Below are 18,062 nucleotides of genomic sequence, written 5' to 3' on the forward strand. Positions count from 1 at the left end.
GAGAGTTTCCGTTCGCGCGGAACGGCAACTGTCCAAGATCTCATTCCGCGTCACTCGCGGCGGAGCATCGCGTCCTGCTCGGCGTCCGGCATGAGCTCGCGGACCTCCTGGGCGCAGCGGCACGCTGCGCCGATCTTGGCGGCCCAGGCCAACGCCTCCTCGCGAGTGGCCACGTCGATGATCGAGAACCCGCCGATGGCCTCCCTGGTCCCCGGGTCGGGGCCGTCGGAGACGGTGCCGTCGGTGGCCACGACGCTCGCCCGTTGGCGTTCCAGGCCGGCGCCGAAGACCCACACCCCGGCCTGGTGCGCCTCCCGGACCACCTCGTGCGAGGCCCTGCCCACGTCGGCCCAGTCCTCGTCGGGGATGTGGTCCATCGCGCCGTCGTCGAACGAGATCAGGTACCGGGTCATCCCATCGCTCCCCCGTCGGGGCGGTTCTGCGCAACCGCCTGTCAGGCTTTCTACACCCCCGCTCCGACAGAGCCCTCGACGCCGTGTCGGAGGGCACGACCCCGACAGGCTCGCGGCACGGCGCCCGCTGGCGGCGTACGCGTCAGGAGACCGACGGCGGCCAGCGGTGCGTACGCCACGCGCCCAGGGTTCAGGAAGGCGGGCTGTCGAGGGGACCGGGACACCCCGGATTTCTGAACACGGAGTCGATCAGGGGGCGGAGACGACAGGGGTCCCCTCCCGACGACGTTGTCGGGTGGGGACCCCTGCCTGTCCTCGGTGTGACCTACGGCTTGACGTGCGCGTTGACGAACGACGGGTAGCCGAAGACGCTGGAGATGAAGACCCCGCCGGCCTTGGAGCCGTGCACGTTGTAGGCCACGTCGACGTACATCGGCACCACCGGAGCGTGCTCCTTCATGATCCGCTCGTCGAGCTTGGCCCACTCCGGGCCCTGGTCGGCCGGGGCAAGCGCCAGGATGCGGTCCATCTCGGCGTTGATGGCCGGGTCGTTGAAGTAGGACTGGTTGCTGTTGCCCTCGGCCTTGATGGTGCGACCGTCGTAGAGCACCGGCAGGATCGACGCGCCGCTCGGCCAGTCCGCCGCCCAGTTACCGATGTACAGGTCCCAGGGGTTGTCCTTCTTCTTGATCTCGTCGAGCTTGGCGTCGTCCGAGATGTTCCGCAGGGTGATCTTGAAGCCGGCCCGCTCCAGGTTGGCCTTGAGCTGGGCGCCCTGCTGCTGCTCGGTGGAGTTGTCGGCCACACCGAGAACCAGCTCGGGGGTCTGCCCGCCGAGCAGTTCCTTGGCCTTGTCGACGTTGCCGTTGGGGCCCGCCGGGTACGCCTCGTACGCCTTGTAGCCGATGGTGGCCGGCGGCATCAGCGTGGTCAGCGGGGCGGCGACGTTCTGGCCACCGAGCGCCTTGATCATGCCTTCCCGGTCGATGGCGTAGTTGAGCGCCTGACGGATCTTGAGGTCCTTGACCCGCTGGTTGTTGATGACGAGCTGGTTGGCGCTCGGCGTCGGGGAGAGGATGCTGCGCGACTTGAGCGCGGGGTCCCCGGCCACCCTGGCGACCAGCGAGGCCGGTACGGCGTTGAAGGCGAGCGCGCTCTGGTCCGCGCCGTTGTCGGCGATCACCCGGTTGTTGGCGGCGTCCGCGGTCGGGCCGAAGGTCCAGACGAACTGGTCCGGGTACTGGTGCCGGACCGGGTCGGTGTTCGGATCCCAGTTGGGGTTGCGGTCCAGGGTGAGCTGCACGCCGACCTGGTTCTTGGCGACCTTGTACGGGCCGGACGAGAACGGCTGCTTGTCCAGGTTGATGCCGGTGTCCTTGTCCGCCGGCAGCGGCGCGGTGGTCGGCAGCGAGACCGCGAACGGCAGGTCACAGCGGGGCTTGGCGAACTCGAACCGCAGCGTCTTCGCGTCCGGGGTGCTCAGGCCGGGCGGCAGGGAGGTCTTGTTCTTCTTGAAGTCCCACTTGGTGTCGAACTGTGGGCTGTCGGCCAGCCACTCCTGTAGGTAGGTCGGGCCGCCGGACAGGTCCGGGTCGAAGGAGCGGGCGATGCCGTACGCGATCTCCTTGGAGGTGATCGGTCGGCCGTCCTCGAACTTCACCCCGTCCTTGACGGTGAATTCCCAGACCTTGCAGTCGTTGTTGACGTTCTTCCCCGGCGTCTCGGCCAGGTCGCCGACGAGGACCAGGCCACCCTTGCCGTCGTCCTTCCAGGTGGTGAGGTAGCGGGCCCAGAGGGGGTTGGCCATCAGGCCGGCGAACGAGTACGTGCGCTGCGGGTCGAGGTGGGAGATCGGCGACTCCCGGATGACGGTGAAGGTGCCGCCCTTCTGGGCTCCGCTCACCTCGGCGGCCGGGCCCTGCGAGTCCTTGGGGTCGGTCGCGATGACCCCGGTCTGCTTCCGTTCGGTGTCCACAGTGGTGCCCTCGCCCGTGTTCTTCGAGCACGCACCCAATGCCACCACAAGGGCGATCGCGCCGCCTGCGGCGGCCACCACGCGTGGTCTCATGAACTACCTCCTTCACCCGTTGCCGTGCGGTTCCGTCGGGGGAGGAACCGCCGACGTCCCGAGGATCGTAAGGAAGAAAACCTACGAGTTGTGTAACAGTTGTCGATAAATTTCGCCGCCGGCCGGGCCCCGGACAGCAAGCCGTGGGCGCCGCCCGTTCAGCGCAACCGGACCCGGGGGTCGATGGCGGCGTAGAGCAGGTCCACGAGCACGTTCGCCAGCACCACGAAGACCGCGGCGATCAGCACCGTGGCCATGATGGTGGGCAGATCGCCGGCGCGCACCGCGTCCACCGCCGTACGCCCCAGCCCCTGGATGCCGAAGGTCGTCTCGGTGATCACCGTGCCGCCCAGCGCCCCACCGACGTCCAGACCGGCGATGGTGACCACCGGGGTGATCGCCGCGCGTAGCGCGTGCCGTCCGTACACCTTTGGTTTGGCCAGGCCCTTGGCCCGCGCGGTGCGGACGAAGTCCTCGGACAGCGTCTCCAACATCTGCGCCCGGGACAGCCGGGCGTAGATGGCGGAAAAGAGGAACGCCAACGCGACCCAGGCGAGCACCAGCCCGCTGGCCCACTTCAGCGGGTTGTCGAACAGTGACGTGTAGCTGGGCACCGGCAGCCAGCGCAGGTTGTACACGAAGATCATCAGCAGCACCGCGCCCACGAAGTACAACTGCAGCGACGCGCCGGTCAGCGAGAAGCCGATGGCGATCCGGTCCAGCCAGGTGCCCCGACGCAGGGCGGAGACCATGCCGAGCCCGACGCCGAGCAGCAACCAGAGGATCGCCGCCGGGATCACGATGCTCAGCGTCACCGGCAGCACCCGGGCGATGGTGTCCGAGACCGCCTCGTTGGTGACGTACGACCAGCCCAGGCAGGGCGCGTCGCACCGGCCGCCCTGGGCGCTGCCCAGGTCCCGACCGACCACTATGCCCTTCATGTAGCCGGCGTACTGGCTGATCAGCGGATCGTTCAGGCCCAGGTCGTCGCGGACCCGCTCCAACCTCTCCGGGTTGCAGTTCTTCGAGCAGATGCTGCTCACCGGGTCGCGTGGCAGGGCGAAGAACATCAGGAAGGTCAGCACGCTGACCGCGAAGAGCGTCAGCGTCGCCGAGAAGAGTCGCTTGAGCAGAAACCGCGCCATGGGGCACCCCCTACCGGGACGACTTCGGGTCGAGCGCGTCCCGCAACGCGTCGCCGAAGAGGTTGAAGGCGAACACCAGCGCGAAGATCGTGATGCCCGGGAAGAACACGTACGCCGGGTCGGTCTGGAGGTAGTCCAGACTGTCGTAGATCATCCGGCCGAAGCTCGGCGTCTCGTCACTGAGCCCGACGCCGATGAACGAGAGCGCCGCCTCGCTGGTGATGAACTGCGGCACCGCCAGCGAGAACGAGACCAGGATCGGCGCCCAGATGTTCGGCAGCAGTTGCCGGAAGAGCATGTGCCCCAACCCGGCGCCACTGGCCTTCGCCGCCTCCACGAACTCCCGCTCGCGCAGCGCGATGACCTGCCCGCGGACCAGCCGCGCGGTGCTGGTCCAGCCGAAGATGGCGAAGACGGCGATCAGCACACCCACCCCGAAGGCGGAGGACACCTGCCCCCGCTCGCCGTAGAAGCGCAGCGTGATCGCGGGAGTGAGCGCCAGCGCGATGATCAGGAAGGGCATCGCCAGGGTCAGGTCGGTGATCCAGTTGATCACCGCGTCGAGCCAGCCGCCGAGGTAGCCGGCGAGCGTGCCGAGCGTGACGCCGATCGTCGCGGTGATCAGGGCGGCGGCCAGGGCGATGAACAGCGAGGTGCGCAACCCGTAGACCAGTCGGACGAAGATGTCCCGGCCCAGCCCCGGCTCCAACCCGAACCAGTGGTCGCCGGTGACACCGCCGGCGTACCCCAGCGGCATCCCGTTGCCGTCCAGCAGGTTCTGGAACTGCTCCCGCGGCCCGACCCCGTAGACCGTCTCGATCAGCGGGGCGGACAACCCCACCACCATGAAGAACACCAGGAGTACGCCGCTGACCACTGCCGTGCGGTCCCGGCGCAGCCGCAGCCAGGCGAGCTGCCCGGGTGAGCGGCCGACGACGCCCCTGGCGGCGGGCGTGCTCGGGTCCGGGTCGGACTCGATCTCGGCCAGCGCCACACCCTCCACCGGGGAGAGGCTCACGACGACACCTCCTCGACTGTCGCGCCGTCCGTCGCCGGGCCGGCGTCGGCTGGTTCCGGGTTGGCGCCGACCGGCTCCCCCTCGGGGAAGTGGCACGCCGTGGCCTGCCGGCCGCCGTTCCGCGGCACCAGCGCCGGCTCCTCGGTGGCGCAGATGTCCCGCGCCTTCCAGCACCGGGTACGGAAACGGCAGCCCGATGGCGGGTCGAGCGGGGTGGGCACGTCACCCGTCAGCCGGATCCGACCCGCCGGGCCGAGCTGGCTGACGTCCGGGATCGCCGAGAGCAACGCCCGCGTGTACGGGTGCTGCGGGCGCTCGTAGATGTCGTCCCGATCGCCGATCTCCACGATCCGACCCAGGTACATCACCGCCACCCGCTGGCAGAAGTGCCGGACCACGGCGAGGTCGTGCGCGATGAACACGAAGGCCAGGTCGAGTTCCCGTTGCAGGTCGCGCAGCAGGTTGACGACCTGCGCCTGGATCGAGACGTCCAGCGCGCTGACCGGCTCGTCCGCGACGATCAGCCTGGGCCGCAGCGCCAGCGCGCGGGCGATGCCGATGCGCTGGCGCTGCCCGCCGGAGAACTCGTGCGGGTACCTGTTGTAGTGCTCCGGGTTCAACCCGACCAGCTCCAGCAACTCCTGCACCCGCGCCTTGGTCCCACCCGGCGGCTTGACCCCGTTGACCTGCAACGGCATCGCCACGATCCGGCCGACGGTGTGCCGGGGGTTCAACGAGGCGTACGGGTCCTGGAAGATGATCTGGAGTTCCGCGCGCAGCGGGCGCAGCTCCCGGCGACCGGCGTGGGTGATGTCCCGGCCGTCGAACTCGATGCTGCCGCTCGTCGGCTCCAGCAGCCGCACCAGCATCCGACCGGTGGTGGTCTTGCCGCAGCCCGACTCCCCCACCAGCCCGAGCGTCTCGCCGGGGCGCACGTCGAAGTCCAGCCCGTCCACCGCCCGCACCAGGCCGGTGGCGCGCAGTCCCTGGCGTACCGGAAAGTGCTTGGTCAGGCCGCGGACCCGCAGCAGTGGCTCGTCGGTCATCGGGCCAGCCCCACTGATGCGACCTCCTCGGCGTAGAACGCGGCGCGCTCCCCGGCCCCCAGATGGCAGGCGACGAGATGGCCGTCGCCGCCGGCCGGGCGCAGCTCGGGCGTCTCGGTGCGGGACCGGCTGCCGGCACGGTCGGCGTACCGGCAGCGCGGGTGGAACGCGCACCCGGACGGCAGGTTGATCAGGCTCGGCGGGTTGCCGGGAATGGGCACCAGGTCCGCGTCCGCGTCGCCGTGCAGCGACGGCACGCTGGAGAGCAACCCCCAGGTGTACGGGTGCTGCGGCGTGCGCAGCACCTGCTCGACACTGCCCCGCTCGACGGCGCGCCCGCCGTACATGACCAGCACGTCGTCGGCGACCTGACCGACCACCCCGAGGTCGTGGGTGATCAGGATGATCGCGGAGTGGAACTCGGCCTGGAGGTCGGCGAGCAGGTCCAGGATCTGCGCCTGCACTGTGACGTCAAGCGCCGTGGTCGGCTCGTCGGCGATCAGCAGCGCCGGGTCGTTGACCAGGGACATCGCGATCATCGCCCGCTGCCGCATACCGCCGGAGAACTCGTGCGGGTACTGGTCGAAGCGGCGGGCCGGCTGCGGGATGCCCACCCGGTCCAGCATGTCGACGGCCCGCTGGCGGGCCTCGCGCCGGCTGGCCTTCGGGTGGTGCACCCGGTACGCCTCGGCGATCTGCCGGCCCACCGTGTAGTAGGGGTGCAACGCCGACAGTGGATCCTGGAAGATCATCGCCAGGTCCCGGCCGCGCAGCCGGCGTACCTCCTCGTCGGGGAGGCCGACCAGTTGCCGGCCGCCGACGGAGATCTCCCCGGTGATGGTGGTCCGTTTCGGGTCGTGCAGGCCGAGGATGGCCAGCGAGGTGACGCTCTTGCCGGAGCCCGACTCACCGACGATGCCGAGGGTGCGCCCCCGCTCGACGGTGAACGACACGCCGTCGACAGCGCGCACCACGCCGTCCGGGGTGTCGAACCGGACCCGGAGGTCCCGCACCCGCAGGTAGGCGTCCTGGTCGGAGCGTGGCGCCGGCACGGCGGGACGGTCGTCCGGGTCCCCGGACGGCACCGGTTGCGAGCTGTCCACTGCCACCTCCCTCAGTGACGAAGGGAACTTACAACAAAGTCCTGGGGGTGAAAATAAGCTACAAAGCCGGCGGGTGTCAGCGGGCCCGAGCGTAACGAGTCCGCATCGGCCCCGCACGACCGTCACCGCGCCCGTTCATGGCCTCGAACGCACGTCAGGTGCGACCATTGGACCCGCGACCAGCAGAAGGTGTGCCCTGGCAGGAGGTGGAGGTGACGATGACCGCGGCGGTGTTCAACCACGAAGGCCCGTGGACCGAAGAGGAGTACCTCGCCCTCGGCGAGACGCAGCAACGCGTCGAACTCTTCGACGGGAGCCTCCACGTGACCCCAGCCCCGACCCCCCGACACCAGCGCATCTCCCGCAGGCTCGGCAACATCTTCGAGAAGGCAGCCGAGGCGACCGGCCTCGAACTGCTGGAGGCGGTGAACGTACGCCTCCGGCCCGGTCGGATACCGATCCCCGATCTCGTCCTCACCAACCCGATCGATCTCGACGAACTCATGATCGAGGCGACTGACGTCCGTCTGGTGTGCGAGATCATCTCGCCGGGCAACGCGTCGACCGACAAAGTCCTCAAGATGCACTACTACGCCGCCGCCGGCATCGAGTGGTACCTGCTGGTGGAGCAGGAGACCGGGACACTGCGCCTACATCGGCGTCGTGGCGGCCACTACGTCGAAGCGGCGGCCGCGAAGCGCGGTGAGGCGCTGGAGCTGACGGAGCCGGTCAAGGCCACGATCCGGCCGGAGGATCTGCTCCACTGACGGGTGGTGGTCGACTGGCCTAGTGTCGGTCCATGACCGAGTTCGACGCGGCCAGCGCCGCCGTCCAGGCCGCCCTCGACGCCGGCGCACGGTATGCCGACGCGCGGGTGATGCACCGCCGCTACGAGTCGATGACGGCGCGCAACGGTGACGTCGAGGAGTTGACCCAGGACGAGAGCATCGGGCTGGGCGTCCGGGCGTTGGTCGGGGCGAGTTGGGGCTTCCACGCCGTACCCGATCTGTCGGACGCCGCCGCGCGCGAGGCCGGCCGGCGCGCGACGCGGACGGCCATGGCGAGCGCGCGGGTGCCCGGTCCCCCTGTCGACCTGGTCGCGGCCGAGCCGGTCACCGCGAGCTGGGCCTCCGGATGCCAGGTCGACCCACTCGGGGTGCCGCTGTCCGACAAGGGTGACCTCCTCGTCGCGGCGACCCGCACGATGGTCGAGCACGGCGCGGACCTGGCCGAGGGCCTGTACCAGATCTGGGACACCGCGAAGTGGTTCGTCTCCAGCGAGGGCCACCGCATCGACCAGCGGATCCGCGAGTGCGGCGGCGGCATCTCGGCCACCTCGATCGGCGCGTCGGAGACGCAGCGCCGGTCCTGGCCGAGCTACCGGGGGCAGTACGGCACCACCGGCTGGGAGCTCGTCGAGTCGCTGGACCTGGCCGCGCACGCCGCCCAGATCGCCGAGGAGTCCCGGGCGCTGCTCACCGCGCCGGTCTGCCCGTCCGGCGAGACGGACCTGATCCTCGGCGGCGAGCAGTTGGCCCTCCAGATCCACGAATCGGTCGGGCACGCCATCGAGTTGGACCGGATCCTCGGCTGGGAGGCGGCGTTCGCCGGCACGTCCTGGCTGGACCTGGCCCAGCTCGGCGCGCTGCGGTACGGCTCCGAGCTGATGAACATCACCATCGACCCGACGATCCCCGGGGCGCTGGGCAGCTTCGGCTTCGACGACGAGGGCTCACCGGCGGTCAAGCGGGACGCGGTCCGCGACGGTCGCTGGGTGGGGGTGCTCGCCGGTCGGGACTCGGCGGCGATGGCCAACCTGGACTACGGCGGCAGCGTACGCGCCGACGGGTGGGCCCGGCTGCCGATGGTGCGGATGACGAACGTCGGCCTGGAACCCGGCCCGCACACCCTGGACGAGATCATCGCGGCGACCGACGACGGTGTGCTGATGGATATCAACCGATCCTGGTCGATCGACGACAAGCGGCTCAACTTCCAGTTCGGCTGCGAGATCGGCTGGGAGATCAAGAAGGGGCGGCGGGGGCGGATGCTGCGCAATCCCACGTACACCGGGATCGGCCCGCTGTTCTGGCGCTCGATGGACATGCTCTCGAACGAGACGGTTCCCTGGGGGACGCCCAACTGCGGCAAGGGCCAGCCGGGCCAGATCGGGCACACCGGCCACCCGGCCGCGCCGGCCCGGTTCCGCAACGTCCGGGTGGGAGTGTCCGCGTGAGCGCGAGGAGTGAGCCGGGTTTGCGAGCCCCGCAGTCGCGAACGAAAGGTGGGTCAGCGTGAGCGCGAGGAGTGAGCCGGGTTTGCGAGCCCCGCAGTCGCGAACGAAAGGTGGGTCAGCGTGAGTGAGTCGAGCGAGCTGGAGCTGGCGGGGCAGGTCGTCGAGCTGGTGCGCCGGCTCGGCGGGCCGGGCGCGCAGGCCGAGGCGGTGGTGACCCGGGCGGACCTGGCGCTCACCCGGTTCGCGAACTCGGCCATCCACCAGAACGTCTCCGAGTCCACGGCCGGGGTCCGGCTGCTGGTGCACGTCGACGGTCGGACGGCCGCCGGCAGCGGCAGCGTGCTCACCGCCGGAGGGCTGACGTCGGTGGTGGAGCGCACCCTGGCCGCGGCGCGACTCGCTCCGCCCGACGCGGGCTGGCCGGGGCTGACCCCGCCGACGCCCACGCCGGACGCGCCGCCCGTCGACGAGGCCACCGCGTACGCCGAGCCCGACCAGCGGGCCGACCGGGTCGCGGCGTTCGTGGCCGCCGCCGGTGGTTTGAGCACCGCCGGCTACTGCCGTACCGCGCACCGCTCGTCGGCGTTCGCGAACTCGGCCGGGCACACGGCGTACGGCCGCTCGGCCGAGGCGGCGATGGACGGCATCGCCCGCCACGACGGCGCGGACGGGGTGGCCCGCCACCACGCCGAGCGCCTGTCCGACCTCGACGGCGCCGAGCTGGGCGCGCGGGCGGCGGCGAAGGCGCAGGCCGCGGCCGACCCGGTCGAGTTGCCGCCGGGACACTACGAGGTGGTGTTCGAGCCGGCCGCCGTGGCGGACCTCCTGCAGAACCTGTCCTGGTACGGCTTCAACGGCAAGCGGTACGCCGAGCGGCAGTCCTTCGCCGAGCCGGGGGCGGCCCAGTTCGACAGGGCGGTGACCGTCGTGGACGATCCGCTGGGCGCGTCCGGGCTGCCGTTCGACGCGGAGGGCACCGCCCGAGGGGCGCTGACCCTGGTCGAGGCGGGCACCACCCGCGCGGTGGCGCACGACCGGCGGACCGCCGCCGAGGTGGGAGCGGAGTCCACCGGGCACGCGGTGGCCGGCGGCGCCACCTGGGGTCCGATGGCGCGCAACCTGCGGCTGTCCGGGGCGGCGGCGGGGCCGGCCAGCGCGACGGGCCGCAGCACCACCGGCACGGCGGCCGGCGCGGTGGTCGACGCGGACACGGCCGCGCTGGTCGCCGGGGTCCGCCGAGGACTGTTGGTCAGCGACCTGTGGTACACGCGGGTGCTCGACCCGAAGAGCCTCGTCGTCACCGGGCTGACCCGCAACGGCGTCTGGCTGATCGAGGACGGGACCGTCGTGCGGGCGGTCCGGGACCTGCGGTTCACCGAGTCGTACCCGCGGGCGCTGGGGCCGGGCGCGGTGCTCGGGCTGGGCGCGCGGCCGGTACGCCAACCGGATCGGGTGGACGGCGCGTGGTGGGCGGCGCCCTCGCTGCGACTCGCCTCGTGGCACTTCACCGGCGGTGCCTCCGGCTGAGCGGGCAGTGACCTTCTTAACAACGTACATCGATCGGCGTGCCAGAGCTTTTCCGCAGGCCGGACACACGGGACACTCCCTTGCGCGGACGGCTCGCGGAGATCGGCGTAACGTGTGTCACTTAGCTGCGTCGGTCGATCCGACGTGGTCGTTGGTGTGCGCATGACGTGGCAGCGGGTGCGGGTTCGCCGGTCCGCGTGCCGACCGGAGAGACCAGCCGGCCCGTAGGGGCCCGTCGAGGAGACGACTCGAATGACTTCAACGGCAACGAGGCCGCGGGGAGCGCGGGCACGCGCCGCCATCGCGGCGAAGACGTTGCGTACCGACCGATGGTGGTTCGCCCCGCTGATCACCGTGATCGGGCTCGTCGCGTGGCTCACGTACGCGACGGTCCGGGTCTTCATGCACAAGTGGTACTGGGTCGAGGACTTCCACTACCTGACCCCGTTCTACTCCCCGTGCGTGACCGAACGGTGTGTCGAGGGCGCCTCGCACTTCGGTCGATTCCTGCCGGGTTGGTGGATCATCCCGGACGCGGCGCTGACCCTGCCGCTGCTGCTGCTGTTCCGGCTCACCTGCTACTACTACCGCAAGGCGTACTACCGGTCGTTCTGGCTGTCGCCGCCGGCCTGCGCGGTCCCGGACGGCCACAAGGAGTACAGCGGCGAGACCCGCTTCCCGCTGCTCGGTCAGAACCTGCACCGCTACGCCTTCTACGCCGCCGCGCTCATCTCGCTGATCAACACGTACGACGTGATCCTCGCCTTCCACTCGCCGAAGGGCTTCGGCTTCGGGCTGGGCAACGTCATCCTGGTGGTCAACGTGGTGATGCTGTGGGCGTACACGATCTCCTGCCACTCCTGCCGGCACATCATCGGCGGCCGGCTCAAACACTTCTCCAAGCACCCCGTGCGATACCGGGCCTGGACCGGTGTGTCCTGGCTGAACGTCCGGCACATGCAGCTCGCCTGGATCACCCTCGGCACCCTCGCGCTGACCGACTTCTACGTCATGGCGGTCGCGGCCGGCTGGTTCTCCGACCTGCGGTTCATCAACTAAAGGGCCCCTGACATGACCACTACCACTCGTATCGCACGACACCACTACGACGTCGTCGTCATCGGGGCCGGCGGCGCCGGCCTGCGCGCGGCGATCGAGGCCCGACTGGCCGGCAAGAAGACCGCGATCATCTCCAAGTCGCTGTTCGGCAAGGCGCACACGGTGATGGCCGAGGGCGGCGCCGCCGCCGCGATGGGCAACGTGAACAGCCGGGACAACTGGCAGGTGCACTTCCGCGACACCATGCGCGGCGGGAAGTTCCTCAACAACTTCCGGATGGCCGAGCTGCACGCCAAGGAGTCGCCGCAGCGGATCTGGGAGCTGGAGACGTACGGGGCGCTCTTCGACCGGACCAAGGACGGCAAGATCTCGCAGCGCAACTTCGGCGGCCACGAGTACCCGCGCCTGGCGCACGTGGGCGACCGGACCGGCCTGGAGCTGATCCGCACCCTGCAGCAGAAGATCGTCTCCCTCCAGCAGGAGGACTACCGGGAGTTCGGCTCGTACGACGCCCGGATCCGGGTGTTCTCCGAGACCACCATCACCGAGCTGCTGCTCGACGACGATCGGGTCGCCGGCGCGTTCGGCTACTACCGCGAGTCGGGTGAGTTCATCCTCTTCGAGGCGCCGGCGGTCGTGCTGGCCACCGGCGGGGTCGGGCGCTCGTACAAGGTCACCTCGAACTCCTGGGAGTACACAGGGGACGGGCACGCGCTGGCGCTGCGCGCCGGGGCGACGCTGATCAACATGGAGTTCCTCCAGTTCCATCCGACCGGCATGGTCTGGCCGCCGTCGGTGAAGGGCATCCTGGTCACCGAATCGGTACGCGGCGACGGTGGCGTCCTGAAGAACTCCGAGGGCAAGCGGTTCATGTTCGACTACGTCCCCGACGTCTTCCGCAAGCAGTACGCGGAGACCGAGGAGGAGGCGGACCGCTGGTACACCGACCCGGACAACAACCGGCGTCCGCCGGAGCTGCTGCCCCGCGACGAGGTGGCGCGGGCGATCAACAGCGAGGTCAAGGCCGGTCGGGGCTCCCCCGCCGGTGGCGTCTTCCTGGACATCGCCAGCCGCCGGTCGGCCGACGAGATCCGCCGCCGGCTGCCGTCGATGTACCACCAGTTCAAGGAGCTGGCCGACGTCGACATCACGGCCGAGCCGATGGAGGTCGGGCCGACCTGCCACTACGTGATGGGCGGCGTCGAGGTGGACCCGGACTCGGGCGCCGCCCTCGGCCACGTACGCGGGCTGTTCGCCGCCGGCGAGGTGTCCGGCGGCATGCACGGCTCCAACCGGCTGGGTGGCAACTCCCTGTCCGACCTGCTGGTCTTCGGCAAGCGCGCGGGCGGGCATGCGGCCAGCTACGCCGACGGGTTGACCGAGCGGCCGAAGGTGGCGGTGAGCGCTGTCGAGGCCGCCGTGGAGACCGCGCTGGCCCCGCTGCAGCGGGACACCGGCGAGAGCCCGTACACGTTGCAGCAGGACCTCCAGGCGGTCATGGGGGATCTGGTCGGAATCATCCGTCGCGAGGGTGAGCTGGCCGACGCGTTGGTCCGGCTGGCCGAGCTGCGCGAGCGGGTGGCGAAGGTGAGCGCGGCCGGCGGCCGGCGCTACAACCCCGGCTGGCACCTGGCTCTGGACCTGCGCAACATGCTGGTGGTCTCGGAGTGCACCGCGAAGGCGGCGCTGGAGCGGCAGGAGTCGCGCGGCGGGCACACCCGGGAGGACTACCCGACGATGGAGCCGAAGTGGCGGCAGGTCAACCTGGTCTGCTCCCTGGACGGCGACACTGTTCAGCTGACCCGTAAGCCGCTGCCGAAGATGCGGCCGGAGCTGATCGGCCTCTTCGACCGGGCCGAGCTGGCCAAGTACCTCACCGACGAGGAGCTCGCCGACTTCGACGCCCTCGTCGCCGACGCTGGAGAGGCGGACAACCGATGAGCGCGAAGCGTCAGTTCCGGATCTGGCGGGGTGACGAGACCGGCGGCGAGCTGCAGGACTACATGGTGGAGGTGAACGAGGGCGAGGTCGTCCTCGACGTCATCCACCGCCTCCAGGCCACCGACGCGCCCGACCTGGCCTGCCGGTGGAACTGCAAGGCCGGCAAGTGCGGCTCCTGCTCCATGGAGATCAACGGCAAGCCGCGGCTGGGCTGCATGACGCGGATGTCGACCTTCGGCGAGGACGAGACCGTCACCGTCACCCCGCTGCGTACCTTCCCGGTCATCCGGGACCTGGTCACCGACGTCTCGTTCAACTACGTGAAGGCGCGGGAGACGCCGGCGTTCGCCCCTCCGGCGGACGTCGCGCCGGGCGACTACCGGATGCAGCAGGTCGACGTCGAGCGCTCGCAGGAGTTCCGCAAGTGCATCGAGTGCTTCCTGTGCCAGACCGTCTGCCACGTCATCCGCGACCACGAGGAGAACAAGCAGGCGTTCTCCGGTCCGCGGTACTTCATCCGGGCGGCCGAGCTGGACATGCACCCGCTGGACATCAAGACCGACCGCAAGGAGTACGCGCAGGCGGAACAGGGCCTCGGCTTCTGCAACATCACCAAGTGCTGCACCGAGGTCTGCCCCGAGCACATCAAGATTACCGACAACGGGATCATCCCCATGAAGGAACGGGTCGTCGACCGCAGGTACGATCCCCTTGTGTGGCTAGGTAGCAAGATCTTCCGGCGGGGCGAGACGCCCCAGACCAGCGTGACCACCGCCCGTGCGGGCACGGCGACGTCCGGCTCCAACCCCGGCGGGTTGCACTCGCACGCGGGTGGCTCCCACGACTCCCGCGCCGAGGCGCAGGCGCAGCGCGGCGTCAACTGGGACCGGGAGGTGCCGCACCCGACCGCTCCGGCGGTCGACGACCGGGGCAAGCTGCCGCTGACGGAGCTGACCTTCGACCGGGCTGCCGCGCCGTCGCCGTTCGGTGACGACGTGACCTTCCCGCTGCCTCCGGAGCACCTCAACTTCGCGCACCCGGAGCAGGACAAGCACTGACCACCCAAACCCAAACGGGGGCCGCGGCAGTCTGCCGCGGCCCCCGCCCCGTTCCCGCCCCGTTCCCACCCCACCCGGCCCCGCCCCCGGCCCCGGCCCCGTGATCATGAAGTTATGGTCAGGACACGCCGGTCGGACTGGCCATAACTTCATGATCACGGGGCCGGGCCGGGCCGGGGCGGGGCGGGGGCCGGAGGGCGGGGCGGGGTCAGGGGGTTTTCAGGAGGGGGCGGAGGGCGGCCACTATGGGGGCGTCGGCGGGGAGCCAGGTGACCGAGTCCAGCTCGTCGGCGGCGAGCCAGCGGAGCGCCTCGTGCTCCAGCGCCTGCGGCTGGTCGTCGCCGAGCAGGCGAGCGGCGTACACCTTGAGCACTGAACGGCCGTGTGCCATCCGGACGTCGCGGCCGACCCGCTCGCCGATCTCGACGCGTACGGCCAGTTCCTCGGCGCACTCGCGGATCAACGCGTGGGTCTCGGTCTCCCCCGGCTCGACCTTTCCGCCCGGAAACTCCCACATCCCCGCCACCTCGGGCGGCGCGGATCGCGCGCAGGCGAGCACCCGCCCGTTCCGGATGATCGCCGCGCCGACGATCACCTTCGGGTCCCGCCGTTCGACCTGCCCGCCACCATTCGCCCGTTCGGTCTGCACGGGCGTCCAGGGTGCCAGATCAATCGGCGGTTTGGGTACCGTAGCCGTCCGCTAGGCCAACAAGACACGGAAGTGTGGGCGTGGACACCCCCCTCTGAGCAGCGAGAGACTAGGGGACACCGACAAGACACGGGATGGCGACGATTTGGCCACAAGCCGGCAACGGCGCTTGGGGGGTGCGGTGATGCGCGCGCTGTTCAACAGCAGGGCCAGGCACGACTACCTCTCCGACGCGTTGACCTTGCTATCTGGTTGGACACGCGAGGGCGAGCAGATCCGACGGACGCTCGTGATCGACGATACCCAACACGCGGCACTAACTGAACGAGTCAAGGTCGTCGCGGATGCCCTGCATCTGCGACCCGAGATCAGCCGCCTGTCCGACAGCACGCAGATCCGGGTCGGGCACGGCAACGGCGAGCCGTTGACCGAGGGTGAGGTGCTGTTGGCCGCCCGGATCGAGGACGCCTACCGGGCGGTCACCGAGTCCTGACCTCTGCCTCGAGATCGCTTGGCGCGTCCTGCGGATACCAGCGCAGCTCGACCGAGTTGCCGTCCGGGTCCCGTACGTAGATCGAAATCGCCGACCCGCGCGCACCGAACCGCCTGACCGGCCCGGTCAGCACCGTGAAGGCCCCGGAGTCGATCACCTGAGCCCAGTCCAGCGGTGCCACCACCAGGCAGAAGTGGTCGACGTTCGCGCCCTGCCGCTCGCCTCGGACCAGGTCGATGATGCTGTCCCGGCTGATCCGCACCGACGGGAAGGGGACGGCACCCGCGCGCCACTCGTCGACCCGGACCGGCGCCAGGCCGAGCAGGCCGCAGTAGAAGCCCAGGGCCCGTTCGACGTCGCCGACGGTCAACACCAGATGGTCGAAGCCGGTCACCCGCACCGTACTCATGCCTCCTCCAGCGCGGCCGCCGCGTGCAGCCACCCGGCGATCTGGGCCGGATCGATGTCGGCCACAGCGCGCAACTTGACGACCGCCATCGTGCGGGCGGCGGGCCGCAGACGCCCGGACCCGTCGGTGATCTCCTGGCCCCGCCACAGCCCGAAGGTGATGTCGGACCGGTACGCCTTGATCAGGCAGACCGGACGACGGCCGGGCCGGTCACCCAGACCCCATACCGGGTGCCCGTGCCACATCGCCCCCGTCGCCTCGGGCAGGGCGGCGGCGATGATCGGTGTCAGCCTCTCCCCGATCTCGCGTAGCGGGTCGGGCAGACCGACCAGGTAGTCGTCAACGCGCATCTCGCGTCCTCTCGGTCGAGCGGTGTTTCTGTCGACCTCACGATTCCCTGACCGGAGACGCCGACCAAGATCTCATGACGCTACGATCGTTGCGCAGCGGTCAACGATGGGGGTCGTGGTGCTGGAACGGTACGAGATCGAGGCGTTCCTGACCCTCGCCGAGGAGTCGCACTTCGGCCGGACCGGCGAGCGACTCGGGATCAGCACCGGTCGGGTCAGCCACATCATCAAGAAGCTGGAACGGCAGATCGGCGCGGCGCTGTTCGCCCGTACCAGTCGGGTCGTCCGGCTCACGCCGATCGGCCGGCAGCTCGCCGACGACCTCGCCCCGCTGGTGGCCGAGATGGAGGAGGCGCTTCGCCGCGCCGTCGACGCCGGTCGTGGCGTCACCGGGACGCTGCGGGTGGCCTTCCTCGGTGAGTGGACCGCGCCGGTGCTGCTGCGGGCGGTGGCCCTGTTCAATGAACGGCACCCCGACTGCCGGGTGGAGGTGCGTGAGGCACAGCTGTCCAACACCCGGTCAGGGCTGCTCGACGGCTCGACTGACGTGTTGATCGCCGCGTACCCCTTCGACGGGATGGCGACCGGGCCGGCGCTGCTCACCGAGAAGCGGGAGCTGGCGGTGGCGGCGGGTCACCCGCTCGCCCGGGAACGCTCGGTGTCGCTGGAGGTGCTCGCCGACCATCCGGTGGTGCAGTACCCCGCGGTGACCTCGACGGAGTTCAAGCGGGACCGCACCCCGGAGCGCACCCCGGCCGGTCGGCCGGTCCCGAAGGGCCCGGCCGGGAACACCTTCTCCGAGATGCTCTCGCTGGTCGCGCTGGGCCGGGGCATCCTGCCGGTGGGCGAGCACACGCGGCACTACTACCCCCGCCCCGACGTGGCGTACGTGCCCATCCACGACGCACCACCGATCGAACGTGGACCGGTCTGGCTGCCCAGCAACACCACCAATCGGGTACGCGAGTTCGTCCGCGCCGCGACCGACAGCGCCCAGACCTGAGGGTGGCGCCGGTTTCCTAACCTGATACGCATGGCGAACATCGCGTACGACCGCAAGGAGCAGGTCCAGCAGATCCAGAGCGGCCTCCTCGACGGTGAGCAGATCATCGCCGTCTACGACGCCGTCGGCACCGGCACCGGGTTCATCGGGTTGACCGACCGCCGCGTGATCATCCAGGACCGCTCCTTCGTCGGAAAGCGGTTCGCGATCACCAGCATCCCGTACTCGAAGGTCACCAGCGTGAGCGTGGTCAGCAACAAGTCCTGGGGTGGGTCGTTCTTCTCGACCGGCGCCATCGCCATCCACGTCGGCACGCACACCTACGAGGTGGAGTTCCGCGGCGCGCAGAAGAGCCACCACGTACACAACGTGATCCTGCACCACATCTCCTGACCGCACCGTCCGCTGCGGGCCCGGCCGGCGTAATTGCCTTGCCGGGCCCGCGGCGTTTCTGGTGTCCTCGGCCGACAGCCGAGCCGACAGCCGACAGCCGACGTCAGCGGTCGGCGGCCGCCCGAGAGAGGAGCGCCGCCATGCCCAACTC

18 protein-coding genes are annotated in these 18,062 nt (G+C 70.2%); 9 read left to right on the forward strand and 9 right to left on the reverse strand.

Annotated elements, in window-relative coordinates; translation table 11 throughout:
* Positions 1–50: 50 nt before the first annotated feature.
* The 6 genes from O7634_RS04930 to O7634_RS04955 form a co-directional block, all read right to left on the reverse strand.
* Entirely contained in the window at positions 51–413 is a 363-nt protein-coding gene (locus tag O7634_RS04930; RefSeq protein ID WP_278148975.1) for a YciI family protein, read from the reverse strand.
* 325 nt (positions 414–738) lie between these two features.
* Positions 739–2,481, reverse strand: a complete 1,743-nt coding sequence (locus O7634_RS04935) for an ABC transporter substrate-binding protein (RefSeq protein ID WP_278148976.1) — start codon at positions 2,479–2,481, stop codon at positions 739–741.
* A gap of 158 nt (positions 2,482–2,639) precedes the next feature.
* Positions 2,640–3,626, reverse strand: coding sequence for an ABC transporter permease (locus tag O7634_RS04940; RefSeq protein WP_278148977.1), 987 nt, complete (start codon positions 3,624–3,626; stop codon positions 2,640–2,642).
* Positions 3,627–3,636: 10 nt separating this feature from the next.
* Complete coding sequence (locus O7634_RS04945; protein WP_278148978.1) at positions 3,637–4,644, reverse strand: ABC transporter permease; 1,008 nt, start codon at positions 4,642–4,644, stop codon at positions 3,637–3,639.
* On the reverse strand, positions 4,641–5,690 hold the full coding sequence (locus O7634_RS04950; RefSeq protein ID WP_278148979.1) for a dipeptide ABC transporter ATP-binding protein: 1,050 nt from the start codon (positions 5,688–5,690) through the stop codon (positions 4,641–4,643). Before O7634_RS04950 ends, O7634_RS04945 begins: the two co-directional genes overlap by 4 nt.
* Positions 5,687–6,793, reverse strand: coding sequence for an ABC transporter ATP-binding protein (locus O7634_RS04955; RefSeq protein ID WP_278148980.1), 1,107 nt, complete (start codon positions 6,791–6,793; stop codon positions 5,687–5,689). The genes O7634_RS04950 and O7634_RS04955 overlap by 4 nt, the downstream gene beginning before the upstream one ends.
* A gap of 218 nt (positions 6,794–7,011) precedes the next feature.
* Here O7634_RS04955 and O7634_RS04960 point away from each other — a divergent pair, with 218 nt between their 5' ends.
* The 6 genes from O7634_RS04960 to O7634_RS04985 all read left to right on the forward strand — a co-directional run bounded on the left by O7634_RS04960 (position 7,012) and on the right by O7634_RS04985 (position 14,614).
* The gene (locus O7634_RS04960; protein WP_278153876.1) at positions 7,012–7,560 is read left to right on the forward strand and encodes a Uma2 family endonuclease; all 549 of its coding nucleotides are present in this window, start codon (positions 7,012–7,014) and stop codon (positions 7,558–7,560) included.
* Between the two features lie 32 nt (positions 7,561–7,592).
* Positions 7,593–9,029: a TldD/PmbA family protein gene (locus O7634_RS04965; RefSeq protein WP_278148981.1), complete on the forward strand. Its 1,437-nt coding sequence runs from the start codon at positions 7,593–7,595 to the stop codon at positions 9,027–9,029.
* Between the two features lie 120 nt (positions 9,030–9,149).
* Positions 9,150–10,556 carry a metallopeptidase TldD-related protein gene (locus O7634_RS04970; protein WP_278148982.1) on the forward strand — a complete coding sequence of 469 codons (1,407 nt, stop codon included), beginning with the start codon at positions 9,150–9,152 and terminating at the stop codon, positions 10,554–10,556.
* A gap of 252 nt (positions 10,557–10,808) precedes the next feature.
* Complete coding sequence (locus O7634_RS04975; RefSeq protein ID WP_278148983.1) at positions 10,809–11,615, forward strand: hypothetical protein; 807 nt, start codon at positions 10,809–10,811, stop codon at positions 11,613–11,615.
* Positions 11,616–11,627: 12 nt separating this feature from the next.
* Positions 11,628–13,556 (forward strand): fumarate reductase/succinate dehydrogenase flavoprotein subunit, encoded by a 1,929-nt coding sequence (locus tag O7634_RS04980; protein WP_278148984.1) that lies wholly within the window; start codon positions 11,628–11,630, stop codon positions 13,554–13,556.
* Entirely contained in the window at positions 13,553–14,614 is a 1,062-nt protein-coding gene (locus O7634_RS04985) for a succinate dehydrogenase/fumarate reductase iron-sulfur subunit (RefSeq protein ID WP_278148985.1), read from the forward strand. The genes O7634_RS04980 and O7634_RS04985 overlap by 4 nt, the downstream gene beginning before the upstream one ends.
* Before the next feature lie 208 nt (positions 14,615–14,822).
* Here O7634_RS04985 and O7634_RS04990 read toward each other — a convergent pair whose 3' ends face one another.
* Positions 14,823–15,263: a (deoxy)nucleoside triphosphate pyrophosphohydrolase gene (locus tag O7634_RS04990; protein ID WP_278148986.1), complete on the reverse strand. Its 441-nt coding sequence runs from the start codon at positions 15,261–15,263 to the stop codon at positions 14,823–14,825.
* Positions 15,264–15,447: 184 nt separating this feature from the next.
* Between O7634_RS04990 and O7634_RS04995 the strand changes: the two genes are divergently transcribed.
* Complete coding sequence (locus tag O7634_RS04995) at positions 15,448–15,756, forward strand: 4a-hydroxytetrahydrobiopterin dehydratase (protein ID WP_278148987.1); 309 nt, start codon at positions 15,448–15,450, stop codon at positions 15,754–15,756.
* Here O7634_RS04995 and O7634_RS05000 read toward each other — a convergent pair.
* On the reverse strand, positions 15,743–16,165 hold the full coding sequence (locus O7634_RS05000) for a VOC family protein (RefSeq protein WP_278148988.1): 423 nt from the start codon (positions 16,163–16,165) through the stop codon (positions 15,743–15,745). The two genes, O7634_RS04995 and O7634_RS05000, sit on opposite strands and share 14 nt — an antisense overlap.
* Positions 16,162–16,515: a DUF1801 domain-containing protein gene (locus O7634_RS05005; protein WP_278148989.1), complete on the reverse strand. Its 354-nt coding sequence runs from the start codon at positions 16,513–16,515 to the stop codon at positions 16,162–16,164. The genes O7634_RS05000 and O7634_RS05005 overlap by 4 nt, the downstream gene beginning before the upstream one ends.
* Before the next feature lie 118 nt (positions 16,516–16,633).
* Here O7634_RS05005 and O7634_RS05010 point away from each other — a divergent pair, with 118 nt between their 5' ends.
* Both O7634_RS05010 and O7634_RS05015 read left to right on the forward strand, forming a co-directional pair.
* Positions 16,634–17,518, forward strand: coding sequence for a LysR family transcriptional regulator (locus tag O7634_RS05010; RefSeq protein ID WP_278153877.1), 885 nt, complete (start codon positions 16,634–16,636; stop codon positions 17,516–17,518).
* A 30-nt stretch (positions 17,519–17,548) separates the two neighbouring features.
* Positions 17,549–17,911, forward strand: coding sequence for a PH domain-containing protein (locus tag O7634_RS05015; RefSeq protein ID WP_278148990.1), 363 nt, complete (start codon positions 17,549–17,551; stop codon positions 17,909–17,911).
* Positions 17,912–18,062: the final 151 nt, after the last annotated feature.

The sequence above is a fragment of the Micromonospora sp. WMMD1120 genome (assembly GCF_029626235.1).
Lineage (GTDB): Bacteria > Actinomycetota > Actinomycetes > Mycobacteriales > Micromonosporaceae > Micromonospora.